Below are 19,039 nucleotides of genomic sequence, written 5' to 3'. Positions count from 1 at the left end.
CATTCGGTCGAGGGGGACCGATCGGGGGAAATGCCAGTGCAGTGGCTCACAGCCCGCGTTCTGAATCGGTTACCGATGGGTAACCTCCGGCCACTCGCGTGGACCTCTAGAGCCCGCCACACCCACCATCCCGAAGCCCCCTTGGGAGGGAACGCCGTGCAGAAGATCCTCGACGCGATCCTCGCGGACGAACTGGACGCGATCGGATCGCTGGACGTACCGGAGAGCTACCGGGGCGTGACGGTGCACGCCGACGAGGTCCGGATGTTCGAGGGCCTGGAGACCAAGGACAAGGACCCGCGCAAGTCGCTGCACGTCGACGAGGTCGCCACCCCGGAGCTCGGCCCCGGCGAGGCGCTGGTGGCCGTGATGGCGAGCGCCATCAACTACAACACCGTGTGGACCTCGATCTTCGAGCCGCTGTCGACGTTCGGGTTCCTGAAGAAGTACGGCGGCCGGCACGACCAGCCGTTCCACGTGGTCGGCTCCGACCTGGCGGGCGTGGTGCTGCGCACCGGTCCCGGCGTGAACGCGTGGAAGCCCGGCGACCGCGTCGTCGCCCACTGCCTGGACGTGCAGCTGGAGCACCCGGAAGGGCACGGCGACACCATGCTCGACCCCGAGCAGCGGATCTGGGGCTTCGAGACCAACTACGGCGGCCTGGCCGAGATCGCGCTGGTCAAGGCCAACCAGCTGATGCCGATGCCCGCGCACCTCACGTGGGAGGAGGCGGCGTCACCCGGTCTGGTGAACTCCACCGCCTACCGGCAGCTCGTGTCGACCAACGGCGCGAACATGAAGCAAGGCGACACCGTGCTCATCTGGGGCGCGTCCGGCGGCCTCGGCTCCTACGCCACCCAGTTCGCGCTCAACGGCGGCGCGACCCCGGTGTGCGTGGTGTCGTCGCCGGAGAAGGCCGAGATCTGCCGCCGGATGGGCGCGGAGCTGATCATCGACCGCAGCGCCGAGGGCTACCGGTTCTGGAAGGACGAGCACGAGCAGGACCCGCGCGAGTGGAAGCGGCTCGGCGCGAGGATCCGCGAGCTGACCGGCGGCGACGACCCCGACATCGTCTTCGAGCACCCCGGCCGGGAGACGTTCGGCGCGTCGGTCTACGTCGCCAAGCGCGGCGGCACCGTCGTGACCTGCGCGTCCACCAGCGGTTTCCTGCACCAGTACGACAACCGGTACCTGTGGATGCACCTCAAGCGGATCATCGGCTCGCACTTCGCGAACTACCGCGAGGCGTGGGAGGCCAACCGGTTGGTCGCGAAGGGAAAGATCCACCCGACACTGTCCAAGGTGTACTCCTTGGAGGACACCGGGCAGGCCGCGCACGACGTCCACCGCAACGCTCACCAGGGCAAGGTCGGCGTGCTCGCGCTGGCGCCGTCGGAAGGGCTCGGCGTGCGCGACCACGAGCTGCGCGCCGCGCACCTGACCGGTATCAACCGTTTCCGGGGCGTGTAAAGCGAAATCACTCCCGATGTGCGGCCTCTCGGGTGACCGCCGCACATCGGGAGCGGGTAGCGTGCACGGCATGGGCCTCGCCGACGACCGTGACCTCGTCCCCCTGGGATCCGGCTTCGACATCGTCAAGCGCGGGTACGACCGCGCCCAGGTCGAGGACCACCTGGAACGCCTCGACTCGGACCTGCGCCTGCTCGCCGCCGACCGCGACGCGGCGGTGTCGCAGACCAACGACCTGGCCCGGCAGCTGGAGGCGGCCCGGTCGGAGATCGCCGAGCTGCGCGGCCAGGTGGAGCGGCTGTCCCTGCCGCCGACGACGTTGGAGGGCCTGAGCGAGCGGTTGCAGCGGATGCTGCGGCTCGCGCAGGACGAGGCGAACGAGATCAAGGCGCGGGCCGAGGCCGAGGGCGGGCACATCCGCGCCAAGGCCGAGGCCGACGCGGGGGTGCTGCGCACCCGGTACGAGAAGTTGATCGCCGAGCTGGACCAGCGGCGCGCCGACATGGAGGCCGAGCACCGGGGTGTGCTGGAGCAGGCGCGCGCCGAGGCCGACCGGGTGGTCGGCGAGGCGCGGGCCGAGGCGGCCAGGTTGGACGAGGAATCCCTCCAGCGCCGGACCACGGTCGAGGAGGACTTCGAGATCGCGATGGCGGCCCGGCGGGTCGAGTCGATGAAGACGCTGGCCGAGCAGGAGGCGTCGTCCAAGGGCGAGGCCGAGCGCCGGGTGCGCGAGGCGGCCGAGGAGGCAGCCCGGGTGCGCGCCCAGCTGGCCCAGGAGCAGGCCGCGTCGAACGCCGAGGCGCAGCGGTTGGTGCGCGAGGCGACCGAGGAGGCCAACCGCCGCCGGCACGACTCGGTCAGCGAGGCGACGGCCCGCGTCCAGGAAGCGACCGACGAGGCGAACCGCCGCGTGCGCGAGGCCACCGAGGAAGCCAACCGCCGCGTCGCCCAGGCCACCCAGAAGGTCGACGCCCTCCGCCAACTCCGCAACCGCCTCTCCCAGCAACTGCACGCCGTCAGCTCCGCCCTGCACGACGTCACCCCCCTGCTGGACCCCCTGGACGAGGAACACCCCCAACCCCCCACCCCCACCACTCCTCCCGCACCCTCCGCCACTCCCACCCCCGCCACTGCCGCTCCCACCACCCCCACTGCCGCTCCCACCCCCGCTCCCACCTCGACCAAACCGGCCCCCGACGGCCCAACCCAAAAGATCACGCGCCCGAAACCCCAACCGACCAAGCGCTGACCCCCGCGCGAGTCGAACACCCACGTCCCGCGAGTCGAACGCTCCCGACCCGCGTGTCCTACGTTCCCGTCACGCGTGTCCTACGTTCAGGACCCCCGAGTTCAACGCTCAGGACCCGCTGACCCGGCCCGGCCTGCTCAAACACCGGCACGCCGCCGCCAGTCCAAGACCGCCGAGGCGAACGCGCCCGGCGCCTCCAACGGCGTCAGGTGCCCGACGCCCGGCAGCTCGACGCACTCGCCCCGCCGCAGCACCCCCGCCAGCTCCCTGGCCAACGCGGGCGGCGTGAGGACATCGTGCTCCCCCACCAGCACCAACGCCGGCACGTCCGCCTCCGCCAGCACCCGCGTCGAGTCCGGTCGAGCGGCCATCGCCCGCTGCGCCCACGCCACCTCCGCCGGGTCCTGGGCGAGGACCAGCTCGCGCACCCGCTCGACCACCGCCGCGTCCGGCGCCGGACCGAGCAGCCCGCTCACGACCGTCTCCGGCACCCAGCCGACGCCCTCCGCCTCGACCCGGGCCGCCATCGTGAACCGGTTCGCCCGCGCCTCCTCGGCGTCCGCCCCGGCCCGGGTGTCCGCCAGCACCAGCCCTGCCACCCGCGACGGGTCGCGCCGCAGCAGCGCCATCGCCACGTACCCGCCCATGGAGCACCCGCCGACCACCGCCCGCTCGATCCCGCGCTGGTCGAGCAACCGCAGCACGTCATCCGCAACAGCCACCAGATCGGGTGAACGTCCGCCGCCCCGCTGGTCCGGCGTGATCGGTTTCAGCAGGTCACGGACCCCGTCCCACATCCGCGAGTCGAGCGGGAAGGCGTGCAGCAGGACGAGAGGCACAGGTTTCATGCCCGAAATTGTCGGACCCCCTGACTACCTTCGCCCCCATGACCCCCACCCCGGGACCGGACGAACCGCGGACCGATCGCCTGCTGCTCAGGCGCGTCGGCCCTGGTGATGTGCGGGCGGCGATCGCCGTGCTGTCCGATCCGGAGACCAACCGCTTCAACCCGGCCGGGCCACCGTCCGCGGAGCAGGCGGTGAAGATGCCGGCCGAGTGGCAGGCCCACTGGGCGCACGACGGCATCGGCTACTGGGCGGTGGAGCTGCCGGGGACCGGGGAGGTCGTCGGCTTCGGGGATCTGCGCCACCACGAGCTGGACGGTGAGCGGACGCTCAACCTGTTCTACCGGTTCCGCACCCGGCACTGGGGCCGCGGCTACGCCGGGGAGATGGCGCGCGCGGCCGTCGACTGGGCGGGTCGGGTCCGGCCGGTGGCGATCATCGCCGACCCCGGCAACACGCCCTCCCAGCGCGTCGCGGAGAAGCTGGGCTTCGCGCACGTGGGCGACAGCACCACCGCCGAGGGTCCGGTGCTGGTCTGGCGGCGTCAGGAGGCCACGATGGTCACCTGACGCTGCTCGTGGGGGCCGGACCAGGTGCGCGGCAACGGCGTGGGCACCTCGGGCACGGCCGCGGACACGATCGCGTCCAGCACCTCTTCGGCGTGCCCGACCATGAGGTGCTTGGCGCCGGGGAAGTCGATGACGTCCGCGGTCGGGATGCCCGCGCCGAACCGCCGTCTGGCTTCGGCCGGTGGCAGGTACGTGTCGAACTCGGGCACGAGGCACACCACCGGCTTGCCCGCGGTCGCCCACGTCCGCAGGTGCTCGGCCTTGCTCCACCGAAGGGGAGGTGAGATCAACACGGCGCCCTCGACCACCGGGTCGCACCCGTGCATCAGCGCGAGGTCCGTGCCGAACGACCAGCCGACGAGCCACACCGAGGGCAACCCGCGCTCGGCGACGAACGCCAGGGCGGCGGCCACGTCCAGCCGCTCGCCCACGGCGTGGTCGAACGCGCCCTCACTGCACCCGGCCTCGCTGGCGGTGCCCCGCGTGTTGAACCGCAACACCGCGAGGTCCGCCAACGCGGGCAGCCGCCACGCCGCCTTGCGGTAGAGGTGGGAGTCCATCATCCCGCCGTGCGTGGGCAACGGGTGCAGCAGGACCACCGTGGCCCGCGGTTGCCGGTCGGCGGGGAGGGCCAGCTCGCCGACCAGCGCCAACCCGTCCTCGGTCCGCAACGTCACCGCTTCCCGGCGTGCCGGGAGCACGGTGTTGGCCTTGATCGGGACTTCGCCACGCACGAGCGTCACGACCTCATCGTGCCACCCGCCGACAACGCCGCCGCCGCGCTCGTCGGCCGGCCGCGCTCGGCGGCCAGTTGACGGCGCTCGGCGGCCTCGGCCACCCAGCGCGGGCGGGCTCAGCCAGCACAGAGCGTCACCAACGGCGGGCGGTGGGGCCTCGGCGGCCGCGGGAGTTCCAGCAGCCCTGGTGCCAGTGGCGGCGGTCTTCGACCGAGCCGTAGTCGGCGGCGGGCCACGCCACGACGTGCGGGGTGCCGGGGCGGATCTCGTGGTCGCAACCAGGGCAGCGGTAGGTCTTGGTGGTCGCCGTGCCGGACACGCTGCGCACCAGCCACTCGCCGTCCGGGCCGCTCTCGGCCCGCGCCCAGCCGTGCCCACCGACGGGTGACGGCTCGGGCGGGTGTTGCGGGCGGTTACGGCGGGGCATGAGAAACGAGGGTATCCGGGCTTGCCGTCCGTGATCGCCTACGGTCCACTGGGTGAGCAAATGGCAACGGGTCATATTAACCGTGCTCCTGGTGGCCGAGGTGGCTGTGACGCTGCTCCCGGCCGTGCGGGGGCTGCTGTTCGAGGCGTCACCGACAAACGTCCTGCGTGATGACGCGGCACGACCGGTGTACGCGCAGACCGACGTGCCGGTCGGTCAGCCGCGCGGGCTGCGCCAGGGCGTGCTGCTCGGTACGACGGTGTTGATGCTGGTCACAGCGCTCTCGGCGTTGGCCCCGGTGTGGCTGCGACCGAGGTCGCGGACCTGGGTGGTGACGTTCACCGGCACCCACCTGGCCGCCGCGGGCCTGGGCTGGGTCCACAACCTGCCGCTGATGACGCTGCTGGCCGTCGTGTCAGCCGCTGGGGTGCCCTTGCTGGTGCTCGCCCCACCTCGCCGGGAACAATGAGCGACGTGCCCACCTACGAGTTCCGTTGCAAGGCGTGCGGGTCGACCTTCGACGTGAAGCGGTCGATGAACGACGCCTCCGCCCCCGCGCCGTGCCCGAACGGCCACGACGACACCGTGAAGCTGCTTTCCATGGCCGGCCTCAGCGGCAAGGCCAACGCGCCCGCCGGTGGCGGCGGTGGCGGTGGCTGCTGCGGCGGCGGGTGCTGCGGCTGACCCGACCGAGTCACCAACGCGACGGAGCCGGCCGCCGAGCCGCCAACGCGGCGCGGCCGGCCAAACGCGCCACCGGCCGAACGCGGCTGGCCAACGCGCCGCCGACCGAACGCGGACGGCCAACGCGGTCAGCTGAACGCGGCCGACCGCCGACCAAACGACCGCCAACCACCGACCTCGGCTCCGCCTCCCCGGCCGATCAGCCGGCGGGCTCCTTCTCCAGCAGCACCTCGGCCACCTTCTTGCCCTGGTCGCAGATCGCGCCGTACCGAGCCGAGCCGTCGATCACGATGATCCCGATCCCACCACCGGCGTAGTCCATCACCAGCACGCACGACGGCTGCACCGACGTGTCCGTGGTCCGGTCGAAGTACGTCACCTTCCGGTCACCGAGGTCGAACTGGCCGTTGCTCTGCTCCAACGTGATCGCCCGCCCCTCCCGGAACCGCAGGGTGACGCCGACGTCCAGCGACCCGACCGACGTCTGCCACTTGCACGACTGGTCGAACGTCTCGTCGTACCCGGTGTCGGTCGGCTTCGCGCCCTTGTCCGGCACGTCGTACGGCAGGTCCTTCCACCCGATCAGCGAGCAGATGTCCCCGACGTTCCCGGTCGGCTCGTCGGTCGGCTCGTCGGTGGGGTCGGCGGACGGGTCGGCCGACCCCGTCGGCGTCGGCCTGGACGAGGTGAACGGCGGGTCGACGTCGAGCAGCTGCTCGGCGACCGGGGTGCCGTTGACCGTGTACGCGCAAGCGCTCGTCAGACCGAACGCCGCCACCAGGAGCGAGATCACCACACGCCGCATGCCACCACGATGCCAAACGCCGAATCCCGCCGGTGCATCAGCCCGCGCAACCGACCCCGGTCGACCTCGCACCGAACCCCTCAGGCGGCGTAGTCGCGAAAGCCCTTGCCGGTCTTCCGCCCCAAGCGACCAGCCGTCACCAGGTGCTCCAGCAGCGGCGCGGGGGCGAAGCCGGCCTCGCGGAACTCCAGGTACAGCGTCCGCTCGATGGCCAGCGACACGTCCAGCCCCACCACGTCCAGCAGCTCGAACGGCCCCATCGGCAACGAGCAGCCGACCTTCATCGCGTTGTCGATGTCCTCGGACGACGCGTAGTGCGCCTCCAACATCTTCACCGCGTCGTTCAGGTACGGGAACAGCAGCGCGTTGACGATGAACCCCGCCCGGTCGCCGCAGTGCACCGGCGCCTTGCCGAGGTCCAGGCACACCTGCCGGGCGGTGGCCACGACGTCCGCCGACGTCGAGATGGTCTCCACCACCTCGACCAGCTTCATCACCTGGGCCGGGTTGAAGAAGTGCAGGCCCACGACGTCACCGGGCCGGGACGTCGCCGCCGCGCACTCGATCACCGGCAGCGACGACGTCGTCGTGGCCAGCACCGCGCCGGGCTTGCACACCCCGTCCAACGCCTCGAACACGGCCTTCTTGATCGACAGCTCCTCGGCGACCGCCTCGACCACGAGGTCGCAGTCGGCCAGGTCCGAGAAGTCCACGGCGGGCGTGACGCGACCGAGCGCCGCGTCCCGGTCCTCCGCCGACAGCCTGCCCCGCGACACGGCCTTGTCCAGCGACTTGCGCACCCTGCCCACCGCGCCGTCGGCCTTCTCCGCCGACCGCGCCCGCAGCACCACGTCGTACCCGCGCTTGGCGAACACCTCCACGATGCCGGTGGCCATGGTCCCGGTGCCGATCACGCCGACCCGCTGGACCTCCCGCGCGGGCGCGTCGTCGGACGACGTGACCGGCGTGTGCACGTCCGGCACCACGACCGGCGAGTCCGGGCCGTCGTAGGTGTAGAAGCCGCGCCCGCTCTTGCGGCCCAGCAGCCCGGCCGTGATCATCTGCTTGAGCAGCGGCGCCGGGGCGTGCAGGCGGTTGCGCGACTGGTGGTACATCGTGTCCAGGATCTCGTAGGCGGTGTCCAGCCCGATCAGGTCGAGCAGCGCCAGCGGACCCATGGGGTAGCCGCAGCCGTGGCGCATGGCCGCGTCGAGGTCTTCCCTTGTCGCGTAACGGGTCTCGTACATCCGCACGGCGTGGTTGAGGTAGCCGAACAGCAGCGCGTTCGCGATGAACCCGGCCCGGTCGCCGATGACGACCGGCGACTTGCCCAGCCCTTCGGCGAACGCGACCACGTCGGTCACCACGTCCGGCTCGGTGACGACCGTGCGGATCACCTCGACCAGCTTCAGCACCGGCGCGGGGTTGAAGAAGTGCAGGCCGACGACCTTCCCCGGCCGTCCCGTGTGGACACCGATCTCGGTGATCGACAGCGACGACGTGTTGGACGCGAAGACGACCTCCGGCCCGCAGATCCGGTCCAGCTCGGCGAACACGGCCGCCTTCAGCTCGATCCGCTCCGGCACCGCCTCGATGACCAGGTCCGCCCCGGCCAGCGCGTCCAGCGAGGTCGCGTACGAGATGCGGCCCAACGTCTCGTCCCGCTCCCGCGCCGACAGCTTCCCGCCCGCCACCGCGCGGTCCGTCGAGTGGTCCAGGTGACCGCGACCGCGGGCCAGGCCGGCCTCGTCCACGTCCACCGCCACCACAGTGATGCCGCTCCGGGCGAGGACTTCGGCGATACCGGCGCCCATCGTGCCGAGACCGACGACGCCGACCGTGTTGAACTGGCGCATCACTGCTGACCTCCCACTCACCGGAGTGGCTACCGAACGGTAACTTGATCGCGACTATCCCACGGTCGTGACGCCTCGTATGCGTGAGCTTCACCATCGGTATCGAGCAAGTAATCGGTCCAGCGCTTCACTCGCCGAACTGCCGCGCGGCCAGCTCCTGAACCCTCCGCACGGCCTCCGCGGCGTCGGCGCCGGTCGCCACGACCTCCACCCGCGCACCACCCGGCGCGCCCAACCCCATCAACGCCAGCACGCTCTTGCCGTCCGCTTCGGACTCCCCGAACCGCACCACCACCGACGCGTCCAACGGGTCCAACGCCCGCACTACCAACGCCGCCGGCCGCGCGTGCAGGCCGACCGGGTTGGTCAACTCCACCTCGGCCCGGACCGCGTCCCCCACCACTCCCGGCCCGGCACCGCCTGCCCAGTTCGACGCCGCACCCGCCGCCGCGGCGGCCACCTCCGCCAACCCGGCCCCGCCCTGCGCCCGGACCGCCGCCGCCACCGCACCCTCGACCAGCGGCGCGTCCACGACCACCACCGACGACGACGCCTCCTCGGCGGCCATGTCGGCCACCATCTTCGCGCTGCCCAGGTCGAACAGCACGACCACACCACTCCCGGAATCAGCCGCCGCGATGGCCTCGCCGACCGCCAGGTAGTCCGTGCCCAACCCACCGGACCCGTCACCACCGGATGGCACGATCGCCACCGAGGGCGCCATCTGCCCGGCCAACTCCGCCACACCCGCCGCCAACTGCCGGCTGTGCGACACCACCACGAGCCCGATCACCGCGCGACCCCCGCGAACGTCCGCAACAGCAACGCCGTCGACCGCGAGCCAGGATCGAGGTGCCCGGCACTGCGCTCGCCGAGGTAGGACGCACGCCCCTTCCGCGCCACCAGCGGCACGGTGGAGTCGGCCCCCAACTCGGCCGCACCGGCCGCCGCCTCCAGCACCTCGGCCACCCCACCACCCGTCGCCGCGACGGACTCCGCCGCCGCCACCGCGGGCGTCAGGGCGTCCACCATCGTCTTGTCCCCCACCTCCGCCTTCCCCCGCGCGACCACACCCTCCAACGCCGCCCGCAACGCCGCCGCCACCGCCGTACCGTCCAGCGACGCCACGTCACCCACGGACGTCGCCGCACGCAGGAACGCCGTCCCGAACAGCGGACCCGCCGCACCACCCACCGTGGAGATCAACGTCGTCGCGACCAGCCTCAACACCCCACCGGGCGACGACGGCACCTCCTCCAGCTTCGCCACGACCGCGTTGAACCCCCGCGCCATGTTCTCGCCGTGGTCGCCGTCCCCGATCTCCCGGTCCAGCCGGATCAGCTCGTCCCGGTGCTCCACGACGACACCGGCCGCCGCCCGGATCGCACCCGCCAACGACTCCGCCGTGCACCCCATCAGACGCCCCACCGCAGCGCCGGGGTGTGCACGGGCGCGTCCCACAGCTCGACCATCTCGTCGTCCAGCTTCAACAGGGTCAAGCTCATCCCCTGCATCTCCAGGCTCGTGACGTAGGGCCCGACCAGCCGTCGCTCCACCACGATCCCCCGTTCCGCCAACAACCGCTCCGCGATGCCGTGCGCCAAGTACAGCTCGATCAACGGCGTCCCGCCCATCGAGTTCGTGAACAGCAGCACCCGGTCGCCCTCGCCGAACGGCAGGTCCTCCAACACCGGTTCCAGCAACGCCGCCACCATCTCGTCGGCCGACCCCACCGGCACCCGCCGCCGACCGGGCTCCCCGTGGATGCCGATGCCCAGCTCCATCTCGTCGTCCGCCAACGTGAACGACGGCTCCCCCGCGTGCGGCACCGTGCAGGCCGTCAACGCCAACCCCATCGACCGCACCCGTGCGACGACCTTCCGCGCCAACGCCTCGCACCCGTCGAGGTCGACCCCGCGTTCCGCCGCCGCACCAACGATCTTCTCCAGCAGGACGGTGCCACCGACACCCCGCCGCCCCGCCGTGTACAGCGAGTCCTTCACCGCCACGTCGTCGTCGATGACGACCGTCCGCACGTCGACGCCGTCGACCAACTCGGCCGCCGTCTCGAAGTTCAGCACGTCACCGGTGTAGTTCTTCACCACCAACAACGCCCCCGCGCCACCATCCGTGCGCTCCACCGCCGCCGCCACCTGATCAGGCGTCGGCGAGGTGAACACCGCACCGGGACAGGCCGCGTCCAACATCCCCCGACCGACGAACCCCCCGTGCAACGGCTCGTGCCCCGACCCGCCACCGGAGATCAGGGCGACCTTCCGCGGCACCGGCGCATCCGCCCGAACGATCACCGCCGGGTCGAAGCGCACGTCCAGCAGGTCGCCGTGCGCGAGCGCCATCCCGCGCAACGCGTCGACCACCACGGTCGCCGGATCGTTGATGATCTTCTTCACGGGTGACCTCCCGATCGACGCTGATCACCCCATTACTACTCCACCCGCCGCGCCCCGGAAAGCGGGAGCTACGGTGAGGACAGCCTAAGAACAGCAGGTCAGTGACCTGGAGTAGTGGAGGAACACCGGAGTGTCGTACACCAGGACCGCAGCCCTGCTAGCAGCGGCAGCCCTCATCCTCACCGCGTGCGGCCAGACCGGCACACCCGCCGACAAACCCGCGGTCGCCCAGGGCGGCTCGGAGTTCGGCCAGGCAGGCGAGAAGAGTTCCGCCTTCGGCACCGACGCCCAACCGGGCCAGTTCCCCCGCACGATCAGGCACGCCATGGGCGAGACCGTCATCGAGGAGCGCCCGGAACGCGTCGTCGTCCTCGACGGCGGCGAGCTGGACAACGTCGTCGCGCTCGGCATCGAGCCGGTCGGCGTCGCCTACCCCGACGGCGCGCCGACCATGCCGACCTACGTCGGCGACCGGGCGGGCGCCCCGGAGAACGTCGGCGGCATCACCAGCCTCAACCTGGAGACGATCGCCAAGCTCCAACCGGACCTGATCATCGGCTCCCAACTGCGCGCCGAGCAGCAGTACCCCAAGCTCTCGGAAATCGCCCCGACCGTCTTCGCCGTCCGCCCGGGCTACACGTGGAAGGAGAACTTCCGCCTCAACGCCGCCGCCCTGGACAAGTCCACCGAAGCGGAAGAACTGATCTCCGACTACGAAACCCACGCCAAGCAGGTCGGCGAGAACATCGAGCAGAAGGCCGGGAAGCGCCCCACCGTCACCATGCTCCGCTTCATGCCGGGCAAGACCAGGCTCTACGCCAAGAAGTCGTTCATCGGCACCGTCCTCATCGACGCCGGCATCCCCCAACCCCCGGCCAGCCAGGCCGACGACCTGGCCGTCGAGGTCAGCACCGAACAAATCTCCCAGGCCGACGCCGACTGGATCCTGATCGGCGCCTACGGCGACCAGACCAAGACCGCCCAGGAACAAGTCCTGGCCGGCCCCCTCTGGCAAACCCTCGACGCCGTCAAGACCAACCACGCCAAACCGGTCAGCGACGAGACCTGGTTCCTCGGCCTCGGCGTCCTGGCCGCCGAGGAGGTCCTGACCGATCTGGAACAAACCCTGACCAGCTAACAACCGACCGCACCGACCCACCGAGGCTCGATTTGACATGGGTTCGTCCAGCCTGGGGTGCCCGTAAGGGCCCCATGTCAAATCGAGCCGGACAGCACCACCGCCCTGAACGTTGAACTCAGGACTCCCGAACGTAGGACTCTCGCGTTCCCAACGCAGGACTCTCGCGCCCTGAACGTAGAACTCAGGGGTCCTGAACGTTCGACTCGCGCGACCCGAGTGTTCGACTCGCGCGGCTGGAACGTAGGACGCGCGGGGGTCAGCGGCCGTAGAGGAGGCGGACGAGGCGCAGCACGTGGCGGATGGTGCGCGAGCCCCGGTCGTACGTCATCGGGTTCAGCAGCGCCCCGAACCGCTTCCGGGTCACCGAGTGCGCGTAGGCGAACTCCCGCAGCCCGTCCTCCCCGTGAATCCGCCCGAACCCCGAATCCCCCACCCCGCCGAACGGCAACGCGGGCACCGACGCGTACGCCAGCACCGCGTTCACCGACACCATCCCGCACCGCAACCGGTCCGCCAGCTCCTCACCCCTGTTGCGCGAGAACACCGACGCGCCCAACCCGTAGGCCGACGCGTTCGCCCGCCGAACCGCCTCGTCGGCGTCCGCGACCCGCGTCACCACCAGCGTCGGCCCGAACGTCTCCTCCGTGACCGCCGTCGACTCGTCCGGCACGTCCACCAGCACCACCGGCTCCACGTAGGGCGGCCGGATGGACTCCAGCCCGCCCACCACCGCCCGCCCGCCGCGCTCCAGCGCGTCGGCCACGTGCGACTGGATGACGTCGACCTGCTTCGGCATGGTGATCGGCCCGAAGTGGGCGTCCGCCTCGCCACCGGGCCGCAGCTTCTTCGCCTTCTCCACCACCAGGCCGACGAACTCGTCGTACACCGCTTCGGCCACGTAGATCCGCTCGACCCCGGCGCACGTCTGCCCGGAGTTGAAGATCCCGCCCCAGACCGCGCCCTCCGCCGCCGCGCGGACGTCCGCGTCCTCGGCCACGATCAGCGGGTCCTTGCCGCCGCACTCCACCAGCACCGGCGTCAACGACGTGGCGCACGCCGCCATCACCTTCTTGCCCGTCGCCGTCGACCCGGTGAACGCCAGCTTGTCCACCCCGGACGTGCACAGCGCGGCGCCGGTCTCGCCGAACCCGGTCACCACCTGCAGCACCGGGAACTCGGGGACCACCTCACCCAGCGTCGCGGCCAGGAACCCGCCCACACCGGGCGTGAACTCGGACGGCTTGAACACCACCGCGTTGCCCGCCGCCAGCGCGTACGCGATCGACCCCATCGGGGTGAACGCCGGGTAGTTCCACGGCCCGATCACCCCGACCACGCCCAGCGGCCGGTACTCCAGCGACGCCGCGTGGTTGTACATCAACATCCCCGGCGACACCTTGCGCTTGCCCAGCACCTTCGACGCGTGCTTGGCGGCCCAGTGCAGGTGGTCGATCACCAGCGCCAGCTCGGTCCGCGCGTCGTCGGCCGACTTGCCGGTCTCCGAGCTGATCAGCGCCTGGAACTCGTCCAGCCGCTTCACCAGCACCTTGCGCCACGCGTCCAGCCGGGCGCGCCTGCCGTCGAAGCCGAGCTCCGCCCAGAACGCCGCCGCGCCGCGCGCCACCCGCACGGCCTCCCGGACGTCCTCCTCCGACGCCACGGGGTGGTGCGCGATGACCTCACCCGTGCGCGGGTCCAGCGACGCGAAGCGCTGCTCCTCGTCGGCCCGCGCAGGAGTGGTGGGAGCTGTCTGCGTCATCGGGCCCTCCAAGCACAAGCACGAACGCGGGGGTGTTACCGGACAGTAACGGGTAACAGGGGGTGATGTCAGCCCCCGTTCAGCCCTTGGGGATCTTGGCGACCACCGTCTTGGCGAACGTCACGGCCACCGCGCACCGGTCGAACTCGGACGACTTCGGCCCGGCCGACTTGACGTCGACGACCTCGCCGTCGTTGTCGCTGCCGGCCAGCTGCACCCACTTGACCTCGCACGACGGGAAAGCCGTGTCCGAGACGACCTGGTACCCCGTGACGCCGCCGCCCAGGTCGACCTCCGTCTGACCCTCGTCGAACTCCCGGTCGTCGGGGATGAACGCCTCGCGGAACGCCAGCGACAGCTCCTTCTTGTCGCCGACCCACGCGCAGTTGTGCAGCCCGTACGGGAACACTCGGTAACCGGCGCCCGCACCCGCCTCGACCGCCGCCCGGTCCACGACCGCGCACGGGTCGAGCGTGAGCAGCGAGCCCTTGGCGGCCGTCCGGGCCCCCGTGCCCGCCTTGATCAGCCCGACCACCGACGCCGCGACCTCGCGGCCGGGCGCGCACGCGTCGGCGTCCTCGTAGCCGATCTGCACGGTGATGCCCAGCCCCGGCTCCTCCTGGGTGATCACCGAGACGAAGCACGCGCTGCCCTCCAGCACCTGCTCGTAGCTGCGCAGGCCGGCGAGCTGCTTGTCCGCGTTCTTCAGCTCGGTGGTCATGGTCTGGCCGATCTCGACGGTGACCGCGAGGTCCTTGCCGCCCTGGTCCTTCATGAAGTTCGAGCACCGGCTGAACCCGCTGCGCGACTGGGTGCCGGGCGTGCCGAGCTTCTTCAGCAGCTCCTCGTCCAGCAGCTCGCACGGGTCGAGCAGCCGCAGCTTGTCCGCCGCGAACGCCGGGTCGACCGGCTGCCCGTCGGCGGGCGGCGGCGTGCTCCGGTTGGCGCCGGAGGTGCCGGTCGGGTCGGCGACGTTCTCGGCGTCGGCCGGGATGGTGGTGCGCGGGAAGTTCTGCTTGGCCAGATCCGCCCCGGCGCAGCCGGCCAGCAGCAGGATCGAGCTCAACACGGCGACGAGGCGGGACACGAGGTGCACGGTAGCGACCGACTGCGCCATTCGTGGCACGAACCCGCGCGTCATCCCGCACCAACCCCTGTGTGCCCGGCCTCACCGATTGTTCGGGAACGATTCAGAAGATCGACGCGCTGTACCGGGTGACCCCGACGAGAGGACACCGAATGCGCCACCGCGTCCGACGCGCCGTCCGCTGGCTCGACACCTGGACGGTCGAGGCGTTCAACCCGGTCTACCCCCGGCGCTGAGCGCTCGCCCCACCCGAACCCGACCCGTCGGAGCCGGGACCGGAACCGGAACCCGGACCGGCTCCCGCCTCCGCGCCCGACGTGCCCGACCCATCGGGTTCGGGCACGATCACCGGCCGCAGCGTCGCCCAGGCCCCGAACACCGCCGACAGCGCGAGCATCCCGACCCCGCTCCACAGGTTGATGTTGAGCCCGTCCGCCTTGGCCAGGTCGGCGTCGTCGGTGAAGCCGAGACCGACCACCAGCAGCACCACGCCGTAGATGCCGAACAGCACCGCGATCACGAGTCGCAGGTCGAAAAGACCGGCCTTGTGCGCCATGACGACTTCCCCCTCCCTCAGCCGAAGATGATGTTGAGCACGGCGGTCAGCAGCAGCACGCCGATGCCCAGCAGCAAGGGCGACCGGTACCAGCCGGCGTCGTCACCGGTGGTGGAGTGCCTGCGGTCCTCCTTGGGCGTCAGGCTGTAGACCAGCCCGACCAGCCGCTCCTCCGGCACCGGCCGGGTGAACGTGGTCACCACCACGCTGACCACGATGTCCACCGCGAACGCCGCGCCCGCGCCGATGAAGCTCGCGCCCTGGCCGGGCAGGTCCAGCACGCCGGTCTCGGCGAGCACGAACACCGCCACCGCCGCGAGCGTGCCCGCGACCAGGCCGGACCAGCCCGCCGCCGCCGACATCCGCTTCCAGAACATGGCCAGGATGAACGTGGCGAACAGCGGCGCGTTGAAGAACGAGAACAGCGCCTGGATGTAGTCCATGATGTTGCCGTAGCCGGCGGCGAGGAACGCGGTGCCGATGGCGACCAGCGTGCCGCCGATCGTGGCCAGCCTGCCGACCCGCAGGTAGTACTCGTCCGGCCGGTCCTTCTTCACGTAGTCCTGCCACAGGTCGTACGTGAAGACCGTGTTGAACGAGGACACGTTCGCCGCCACACCGGCCATGAACGACGCCAGCAGACCGGTGATCGCGATGCCGAGCATGCCGTTGGGCAGCAGCTCGCCGATCAGCGCGGGCAGCGCGTTGTTGGGCACCGCGCCGCTGCTGTCGTCACCGGCCTTCAGCGCCGCCATCTCCGGCACGACGAGGGCGGCGATGATGCCCGGGATGATGACCACGAACGGGATCAGCATCTTCGGGTACGCGCCGATGATCGGCGTGCGCCGGGCCGCGGACATGCTCTTGGCCGACAGCGCGCGCTGCACCTCGGCGAAGTTCGTCGTCCAGTAGCCGAACGAGAGCACGAAACCCAGGCCGAAGACGATGCCGATGACGCTGAGCACCGGGTTCTCGATGCCGGTCAGGTTGGTCGCGGGCCACGCGGACAGGTCCTCGGCGCCGCCGGGGCCGGCCGTGACCTTGTCCACCAGGCCCTGCCAGCCGCCGACCTTGTGCAGGCCGACGATGGTCAGCGGCAGCAGCGCGGCGACGATCACGAAGAACTGCAGCACCTCGTTGTAGATGGCCGCGGACAGGCCGCCGAGCGTGGTGTAGGCCAGCACGATCAGCGCGGCGGCGACCACCGAGAGCGGGATCGGCCAGCCGAGCATGAGGTTGAGCAGGAACGCCAGCGCGTACAGGTTGACGCCCGCGATCAGCACCTGGGCCACGGCGAAGCTGATCGCGTTGACCAGGTGGGCGCCCTTGCCGAAGCGGCGGCGCAGGAACTCGGGGACGCTGCGCACCTTCGAGCCGTAGTAGAACGGCATCATCACCAGGCCGAGGAACACCATGGCCGGGATCGCGCCGATCCAGTAGTAGTGCACGGTCGCCATGCCGTACTGGGCGCCGTTGGCCGCCATGCCGAGCAGTTCGATCGCGCCGAGGTTGGCGGAGATGAACGCCAGGCCCGTCACCCACGCGGGCAGCGAGCGGCCGGAGAGCAGGAAGTCGAGGCTGGACGAGACGGATCTGCGGGCCAGGAAGCCGATGCCGAGGACGAACACGAAGTAGATCGCCAGCAGGGTGTAGTCGAGCGGACCGGCGTCCAGCCTGAGGTCCACCTGCGCCAGTACGGGCACTTCCGCCCCACCTCCGATCGAACAACCCCGAACACCATCGCGCACTACCGCACAGCCGATCAGGCCGACGGTAGTGCACCCCGGCGCGCTCCGCCGGTTTGAACTACCCGGGGCTAAACCTCAGGTGAGCGGGGGCGGGCGTCAGCCGGTGAGGACGAACGGCGTCTCGCCGTAGACCGGTCCGGAGGTGGCGCCGATGGTGAACTGCGTGCCAGGCGCGGTGTCGCCGAACGAGTCGGGCACGTGCACCGGGACCGCGCTGAACCGGCCCGCGGCGTCCGCGGTGGTGTCGCCGACCTGGAGGCCGTGGAAGGTGAACACCACCCGACCGTGTGCCGGGTACCCCTCACCGCTGAGCCGGACCTCGCCACCGGCCGAACCGGCGAGCGGCTGAGCCGCGAGGTGCGCGGAGGCCACGGCCACCGCGGTGGAGCTGAGCGCCGGGAGGGAGGGCGGGGTGATCGACGGCGGCGGCGCGCAGCCCGTCAGCACCAGGGAGAGCAGCAGCAGGACAAGTGGACCGGATCTTCGTCTTCGCACCGCACGCCTCCAGGCCCGTTGACGGGGGTCGTCAGCGTATATCGCGGAATCCGGCCTGCCACGCACCCGAACGGCTTACCGGACATAGGCATCACCGATCCGCGGTGCGGGGCAGTTCGGGGCAGTTCGGGGCGCCACACCCGGGTCCACGGCCACTACCCTGACTTCGACGATGCTCCTCGAACCCCGGCGGAAGACACCTTGAGCACCCACGGCACCGAGGGCGGACCCGGCGCCGACGCCTCGCGCGCGTTCCCCGGGCGGGACGCGGCGGGCTGGTCGAGCGACACGTTCCTCGGTCGGCTCCCCGCGAGCGCGCGGTCACGGCTGTTCGCGACAGGGCACGAAGTCCTGTTCCACCCCGGGCACCCCCTCATCCGGGAGGGGGAGGAGACGACCACGGTGTTCGTCCTGGTGGAGGGCATGGCCAAGGTCACCATCACCACCTCGACGGGTTACACGACCCTGCTCGCCATCCGGGTGGCGGGCGACATCGTCGGCGAGCTCGCCCCCATCGACCGCGCGCCCAGGAGCGCGAGCGTGGTGGCCGCGCTGCCCACTCGGGCGCTGGCGCTCACCGGTGAGGCGTTCCTGCGATTCCTGGAGGAGAACGCCACCGCGAGCCTCGAACTGCTGCGCGCGATGTCGCAGAAGCTCCGATCCGCGACCAACGCGCGGTCCATCAGCGGCGGTTACCCGGTGGTGAGCAGGCTGGCGCAGATCCTGCGCGAACTCGGCCGGTCCTACGGCGTGGCGGCCCCCGTCGGCACGGAGATCATCGCGCCCCTGTCGCAGTCGGACCTGGCCGCGTTGATCGGGGCATCCGAACCGGCCATCCACAAGGCGTTGCGAGACCTGCGCGACAGGGGTGCGATCCGCACCGGGTACCGGCGGATCCACATCGCCGACGACGGGATCCTGGCGGAGATCGCCGATCCCGACAGCGCATGACCCGCAGGTGGGAGAAGGCGGCCCGTGGGTTACCAAGCCACAGGCCGCCTGACGATGAACCAGGCTCGGCAAGAGCTGATGACATCGCGTCACGAGGTTAGACCCGCACCACGGCCGCAAACCTTGTAACAGTACGAGTTCGCTCGGGTCAGCCCTAGCACCCCAGTTGGAGTAGTACCTTGTAAAAGTATTACTTCTTGCGAAGAACTTTCTTCTTCGGTCTAGGCACGCCCTCGTGGAGTGGCTACG

Annotated in this window: 19 protein-coding genes and 1 pseudogene; 7 read left to right on the top strand and 13 right to left on the bottom strand. The window is 70.9% G+C overall.

Annotated features, from left to right (window positions below):
* Window positions 1–156 precede the first annotated feature (156 nt).
* Complete coding sequence (gene ccrA / locus AB0F89_RS13420) at window positions 157–1,470, top strand: crotonyl-CoA carboxylase/reductase (RefSeq protein WP_367135983.1); 1,314 nt, start codon at window positions 157–159, stop codon at window positions 1,468–1,470.
* Window positions 1,471–1,540: 70 nt separating this feature from the next.
* Window positions 1,541–2,719 (top strand): chromosome segregation protein, encoded by a 1,179-nt coding sequence (locus tag AB0F89_RS13415; RefSeq protein ID WP_367135981.1) that lies wholly within the window; start codon window positions 1,541–1,543, stop codon window positions 2,717–2,719.
* Window positions 2,720–2,856: 137 nt separating this feature from the next.
* On the opposite strand, the gene AB0F89_RS13410 is transcribed toward AB0F89_RS13415, so the two are convergent.
* On the bottom strand, window positions 2,857–3,567 hold the full coding sequence (locus AB0F89_RS13410) for an alpha/beta fold hydrolase (protein ID WP_367135979.1): 711 nt from the start codon (window positions 3,565–3,567) through the stop codon (window positions 2,857–2,859).
* 38 nt (window positions 3,568–3,605) lie between these two features.
* Here AB0F89_RS13410 and AB0F89_RS13405 point away from each other — a divergent pair, with 38 nt between their 5' ends.
* Entirely contained in the window at window positions 3,606–4,133 is a 528-nt protein-coding gene (locus AB0F89_RS13405; protein WP_367135977.1) for a GNAT family N-acetyltransferase, read from the top strand.
* On the opposite strand, the gene AB0F89_RS13400 is transcribed toward AB0F89_RS13405, so the two are convergent.
* Both AB0F89_RS13400 and AB0F89_RS13395 read right to left on the bottom strand, forming a co-directional pair.
* A complete protein-coding gene (locus tag AB0F89_RS13400; protein WP_367135975.1) occupies window positions 4,109–4,876 on the bottom strand; it encodes an alpha/beta hydrolase in 768 nt (255 codons plus the stop codon). The two genes, AB0F89_RS13405 and AB0F89_RS13400, sit on opposite strands and share 25 nt — an antisense overlap.
* Before the next feature lie 127 nt (window positions 4,877–5,003).
* A complete protein-coding gene (locus tag AB0F89_RS13395) occupies window positions 5,004–5,297 on the bottom strand; it encodes a hypothetical protein (protein ID WP_367135973.1) in 294 nt (97 codons plus the stop codon).
* A 52-nt stretch (window positions 5,298–5,349) separates the two neighbouring features.
* Between AB0F89_RS13395 and AB0F89_RS13390 the strand changes: the two genes are divergently transcribed.
* Entirely contained in the window at window positions 5,350–5,766 is a 417-nt protein-coding gene (locus tag AB0F89_RS13390; protein ID WP_367135971.1) for a hypothetical protein, read from the top strand.
* A gap of 5 nt (window positions 5,767–5,771) precedes the next feature.
* Window positions 5,772–5,981 (top strand): zinc ribbon domain-containing protein, encoded by a 210-nt coding sequence (locus tag AB0F89_RS13385; RefSeq protein ID WP_367135969.1) that lies wholly within the window; start codon window positions 5,772–5,774, stop codon window positions 5,979–5,981.
* Between the two features lie 199 nt (window positions 5,982–6,180).
* Here the strand turns inward: AB0F89_RS13385 and AB0F89_RS13380 are convergent, their stop codons facing one another.
* The 5 genes from AB0F89_RS13380 to dhaK all read right to left on the bottom strand — a co-directional run bounded on the left by AB0F89_RS13380 (window position 6,181) and on the right by dhaK (window position 11,053).
* A complete protein-coding gene (locus tag AB0F89_RS13380; RefSeq protein ID WP_367135967.1) occupies window positions 6,181–6,786 on the bottom strand; it encodes a DUF3558 family protein in 606 nt (201 codons plus the stop codon).
* 80 nt (window positions 6,787–6,866) lie between these two features.
* Window positions 6,867–8,645: a 3-hydroxyacyl-CoA dehydrogenase family protein gene (locus AB0F89_RS13375; RefSeq protein WP_367135966.1), complete on the bottom strand. Its 1,779-nt coding sequence runs from the start codon at window positions 8,643–8,645 to the stop codon at window positions 6,867–6,869.
* A 124-nt stretch (window positions 8,646–8,769) separates the two neighbouring features.
* The gene (gene dhaM, locus AB0F89_RS13370; protein ID WP_367135964.1) at window positions 8,770–9,435 is read right to left on the bottom strand and encodes a dihydroxyacetone kinase phosphoryl donor subunit DhaM; all 666 of its coding nucleotides are present in this window, start codon (window positions 9,433–9,435) and stop codon (window positions 8,770–8,772) included.
* Window positions 9,432–10,058 (bottom strand): dihydroxyacetone kinase subunit DhaL, encoded by a 627-nt coding sequence (gene dhaL / locus AB0F89_RS13365; RefSeq protein WP_367135962.1) that lies wholly within the window; start codon window positions 10,056–10,058, stop codon window positions 9,432–9,434. The genes dhaM and dhaL overlap by 4 nt, the downstream gene beginning before the upstream one ends.
* Window positions 10,058–11,053: a dihydroxyacetone kinase subunit DhaK gene (gene dhaK, locus AB0F89_RS13360; protein WP_367135959.1), complete on the bottom strand. Its 996-nt coding sequence runs from the start codon at window positions 11,051–11,053 to the stop codon at window positions 10,058–10,060. The genes dhaL and dhaK overlap by 1 nt, the downstream gene beginning before the upstream one ends.
* 130 nt (window positions 11,054–11,183) lie before the next feature.
* On the opposite strand from dhaK, the gene AB0F89_RS13355 reads away from it, so the two are divergent.
* The gene (locus tag AB0F89_RS13355; RefSeq protein WP_367135958.1) at window positions 11,184–12,191 is read left to right on the top strand and encodes an ABC transporter substrate-binding protein; all 1,008 of its coding nucleotides are present in this window, start codon (window positions 11,184–11,186) and stop codon (window positions 12,189–12,191) included.
* A gap of 259 nt (window positions 12,192–12,450) precedes the next feature.
* Here AB0F89_RS13355 and AB0F89_RS13350 read toward each other — a convergent pair whose 3' ends face one another.
* The 5 genes and pseudogenes from AB0F89_RS13350 to AB0F89_RS13330 form a co-directional block, all read right to left on the bottom strand.
* The gene (locus AB0F89_RS13350; protein WP_367135956.1) at window positions 12,451–13,953 is read right to left on the bottom strand and encodes an aldehyde dehydrogenase family protein; all 1,503 of its coding nucleotides are present in this window, start codon (window positions 13,951–13,953) and stop codon (window positions 12,451–12,453) included.
* A 79-nt stretch (window positions 13,954–14,032) separates the two neighbouring features.
* On the bottom strand, window positions 14,033–15,040 hold the full coding sequence (locus AB0F89_RS13345; RefSeq protein ID WP_367135954.1) for a hypothetical protein: 1,008 nt from the start codon (window positions 15,038–15,040) through the stop codon (window positions 14,033–14,035).
* Between the two features lie 334 nt (window positions 15,041–15,374).
* A pseudogene (locus tag AB0F89_RS13340) lies at window positions 15,375–15,596 on the bottom strand (hypothetical protein); the annotation flags it as partial.
* A 17-nt stretch (window positions 15,597–15,613) separates the two neighbouring features.
* Window positions 15,614–17,299, bottom strand: a complete 1,686-nt coding sequence (locus AB0F89_RS13335) for a sodium:solute symporter family protein (RefSeq protein WP_367135952.1) — start codon at window positions 17,297–17,299, stop codon at window positions 15,614–15,616.
* Window positions 17,300–17,440: 141 nt separating this feature from the next.
* Window positions 17,441–17,839 carry a hypothetical protein gene (locus AB0F89_RS13330; protein WP_367135950.1) on the bottom strand — a complete coding sequence of 133 codons (399 nt, stop codon included), beginning with the start codon at window positions 17,837–17,839 and terminating at the stop codon, window positions 17,441–17,443.
* A 201-nt stretch (window positions 17,840–18,040) separates the two neighbouring features.
* On the opposite strand from AB0F89_RS13330, the gene AB0F89_RS13325 reads away from it, so the two are divergent.
* Window positions 18,041–18,790 (top strand): Crp/Fnr family transcriptional regulator, encoded by a 750-nt coding sequence (locus tag AB0F89_RS13325; protein ID WP_367135948.1) that lies wholly within the window; start codon window positions 18,041–18,043, stop codon window positions 18,788–18,790.
* Window positions 18,791–19,039: the final 249 nt, after the last annotated feature.

It is taken from the genome of Saccharothrix sp. HUAS TT1, from assembly GCF_040744945.1.
GTDB lineage: Bacteria > Actinomycetota > Actinomycetes > Mycobacteriales > Pseudonocardiaceae > Actinosynnema.
This window is presented reverse-complemented; position numbering and strand designations above follow the sequence as displayed.

Excerpts from the sequence above, each read along its gene's own strand:
- AB0F89_RS13415 (WP_367135981.1), top strand. The coding sequence starts at position 1,541 with ATGGGCCTCGCCGACGACCGTGACCTCGTCCCCCTGGGATCCGGCTTC.
- AB0F89_RS13410 (WP_367135979.1), bottom strand. The coding sequence starts at position 3,567 with ATGAAACCTGTGCCTCTCGTCCTGCTGCACGCCTTCCCGCTCGACTCG.
- AB0F89_RS13405 (WP_367135977.1), top strand. The coding sequence starts at position 3,606 with ATGACCCCCACCCCGGGACCGGACGAACCGCGGACCGATCGCCTGCTG.
- AB0F89_RS13395 (WP_367135973.1), bottom strand. The coding sequence starts at position 5,297 with ATGCCCCGCCGTAACCGCCCGCAACACCCGCCCGAGCCGTCACCCGTC.
- AB0F89_RS13380 (WP_367135967.1), bottom strand. The coding sequence starts at position 6,786 with ATGCGGCGTGTGGTGATCTCGCTCCTGGTGGCGGCGTTCGGTCTGACG.
- dhaL (WP_367135962.1), bottom strand. The coding sequence starts at position 10,058 with ATGGGGTGCACGGCGGAGTCGTTGGCGGGTGCGATCCGGGCGGCGGCC.
- AB0F89_RS13350 (WP_367135956.1), bottom strand. The coding sequence starts at position 13,953 with ATGACGCAGACAGCTCCCACCACTCCTGCGCGGGCCGACGAGGAGCAG.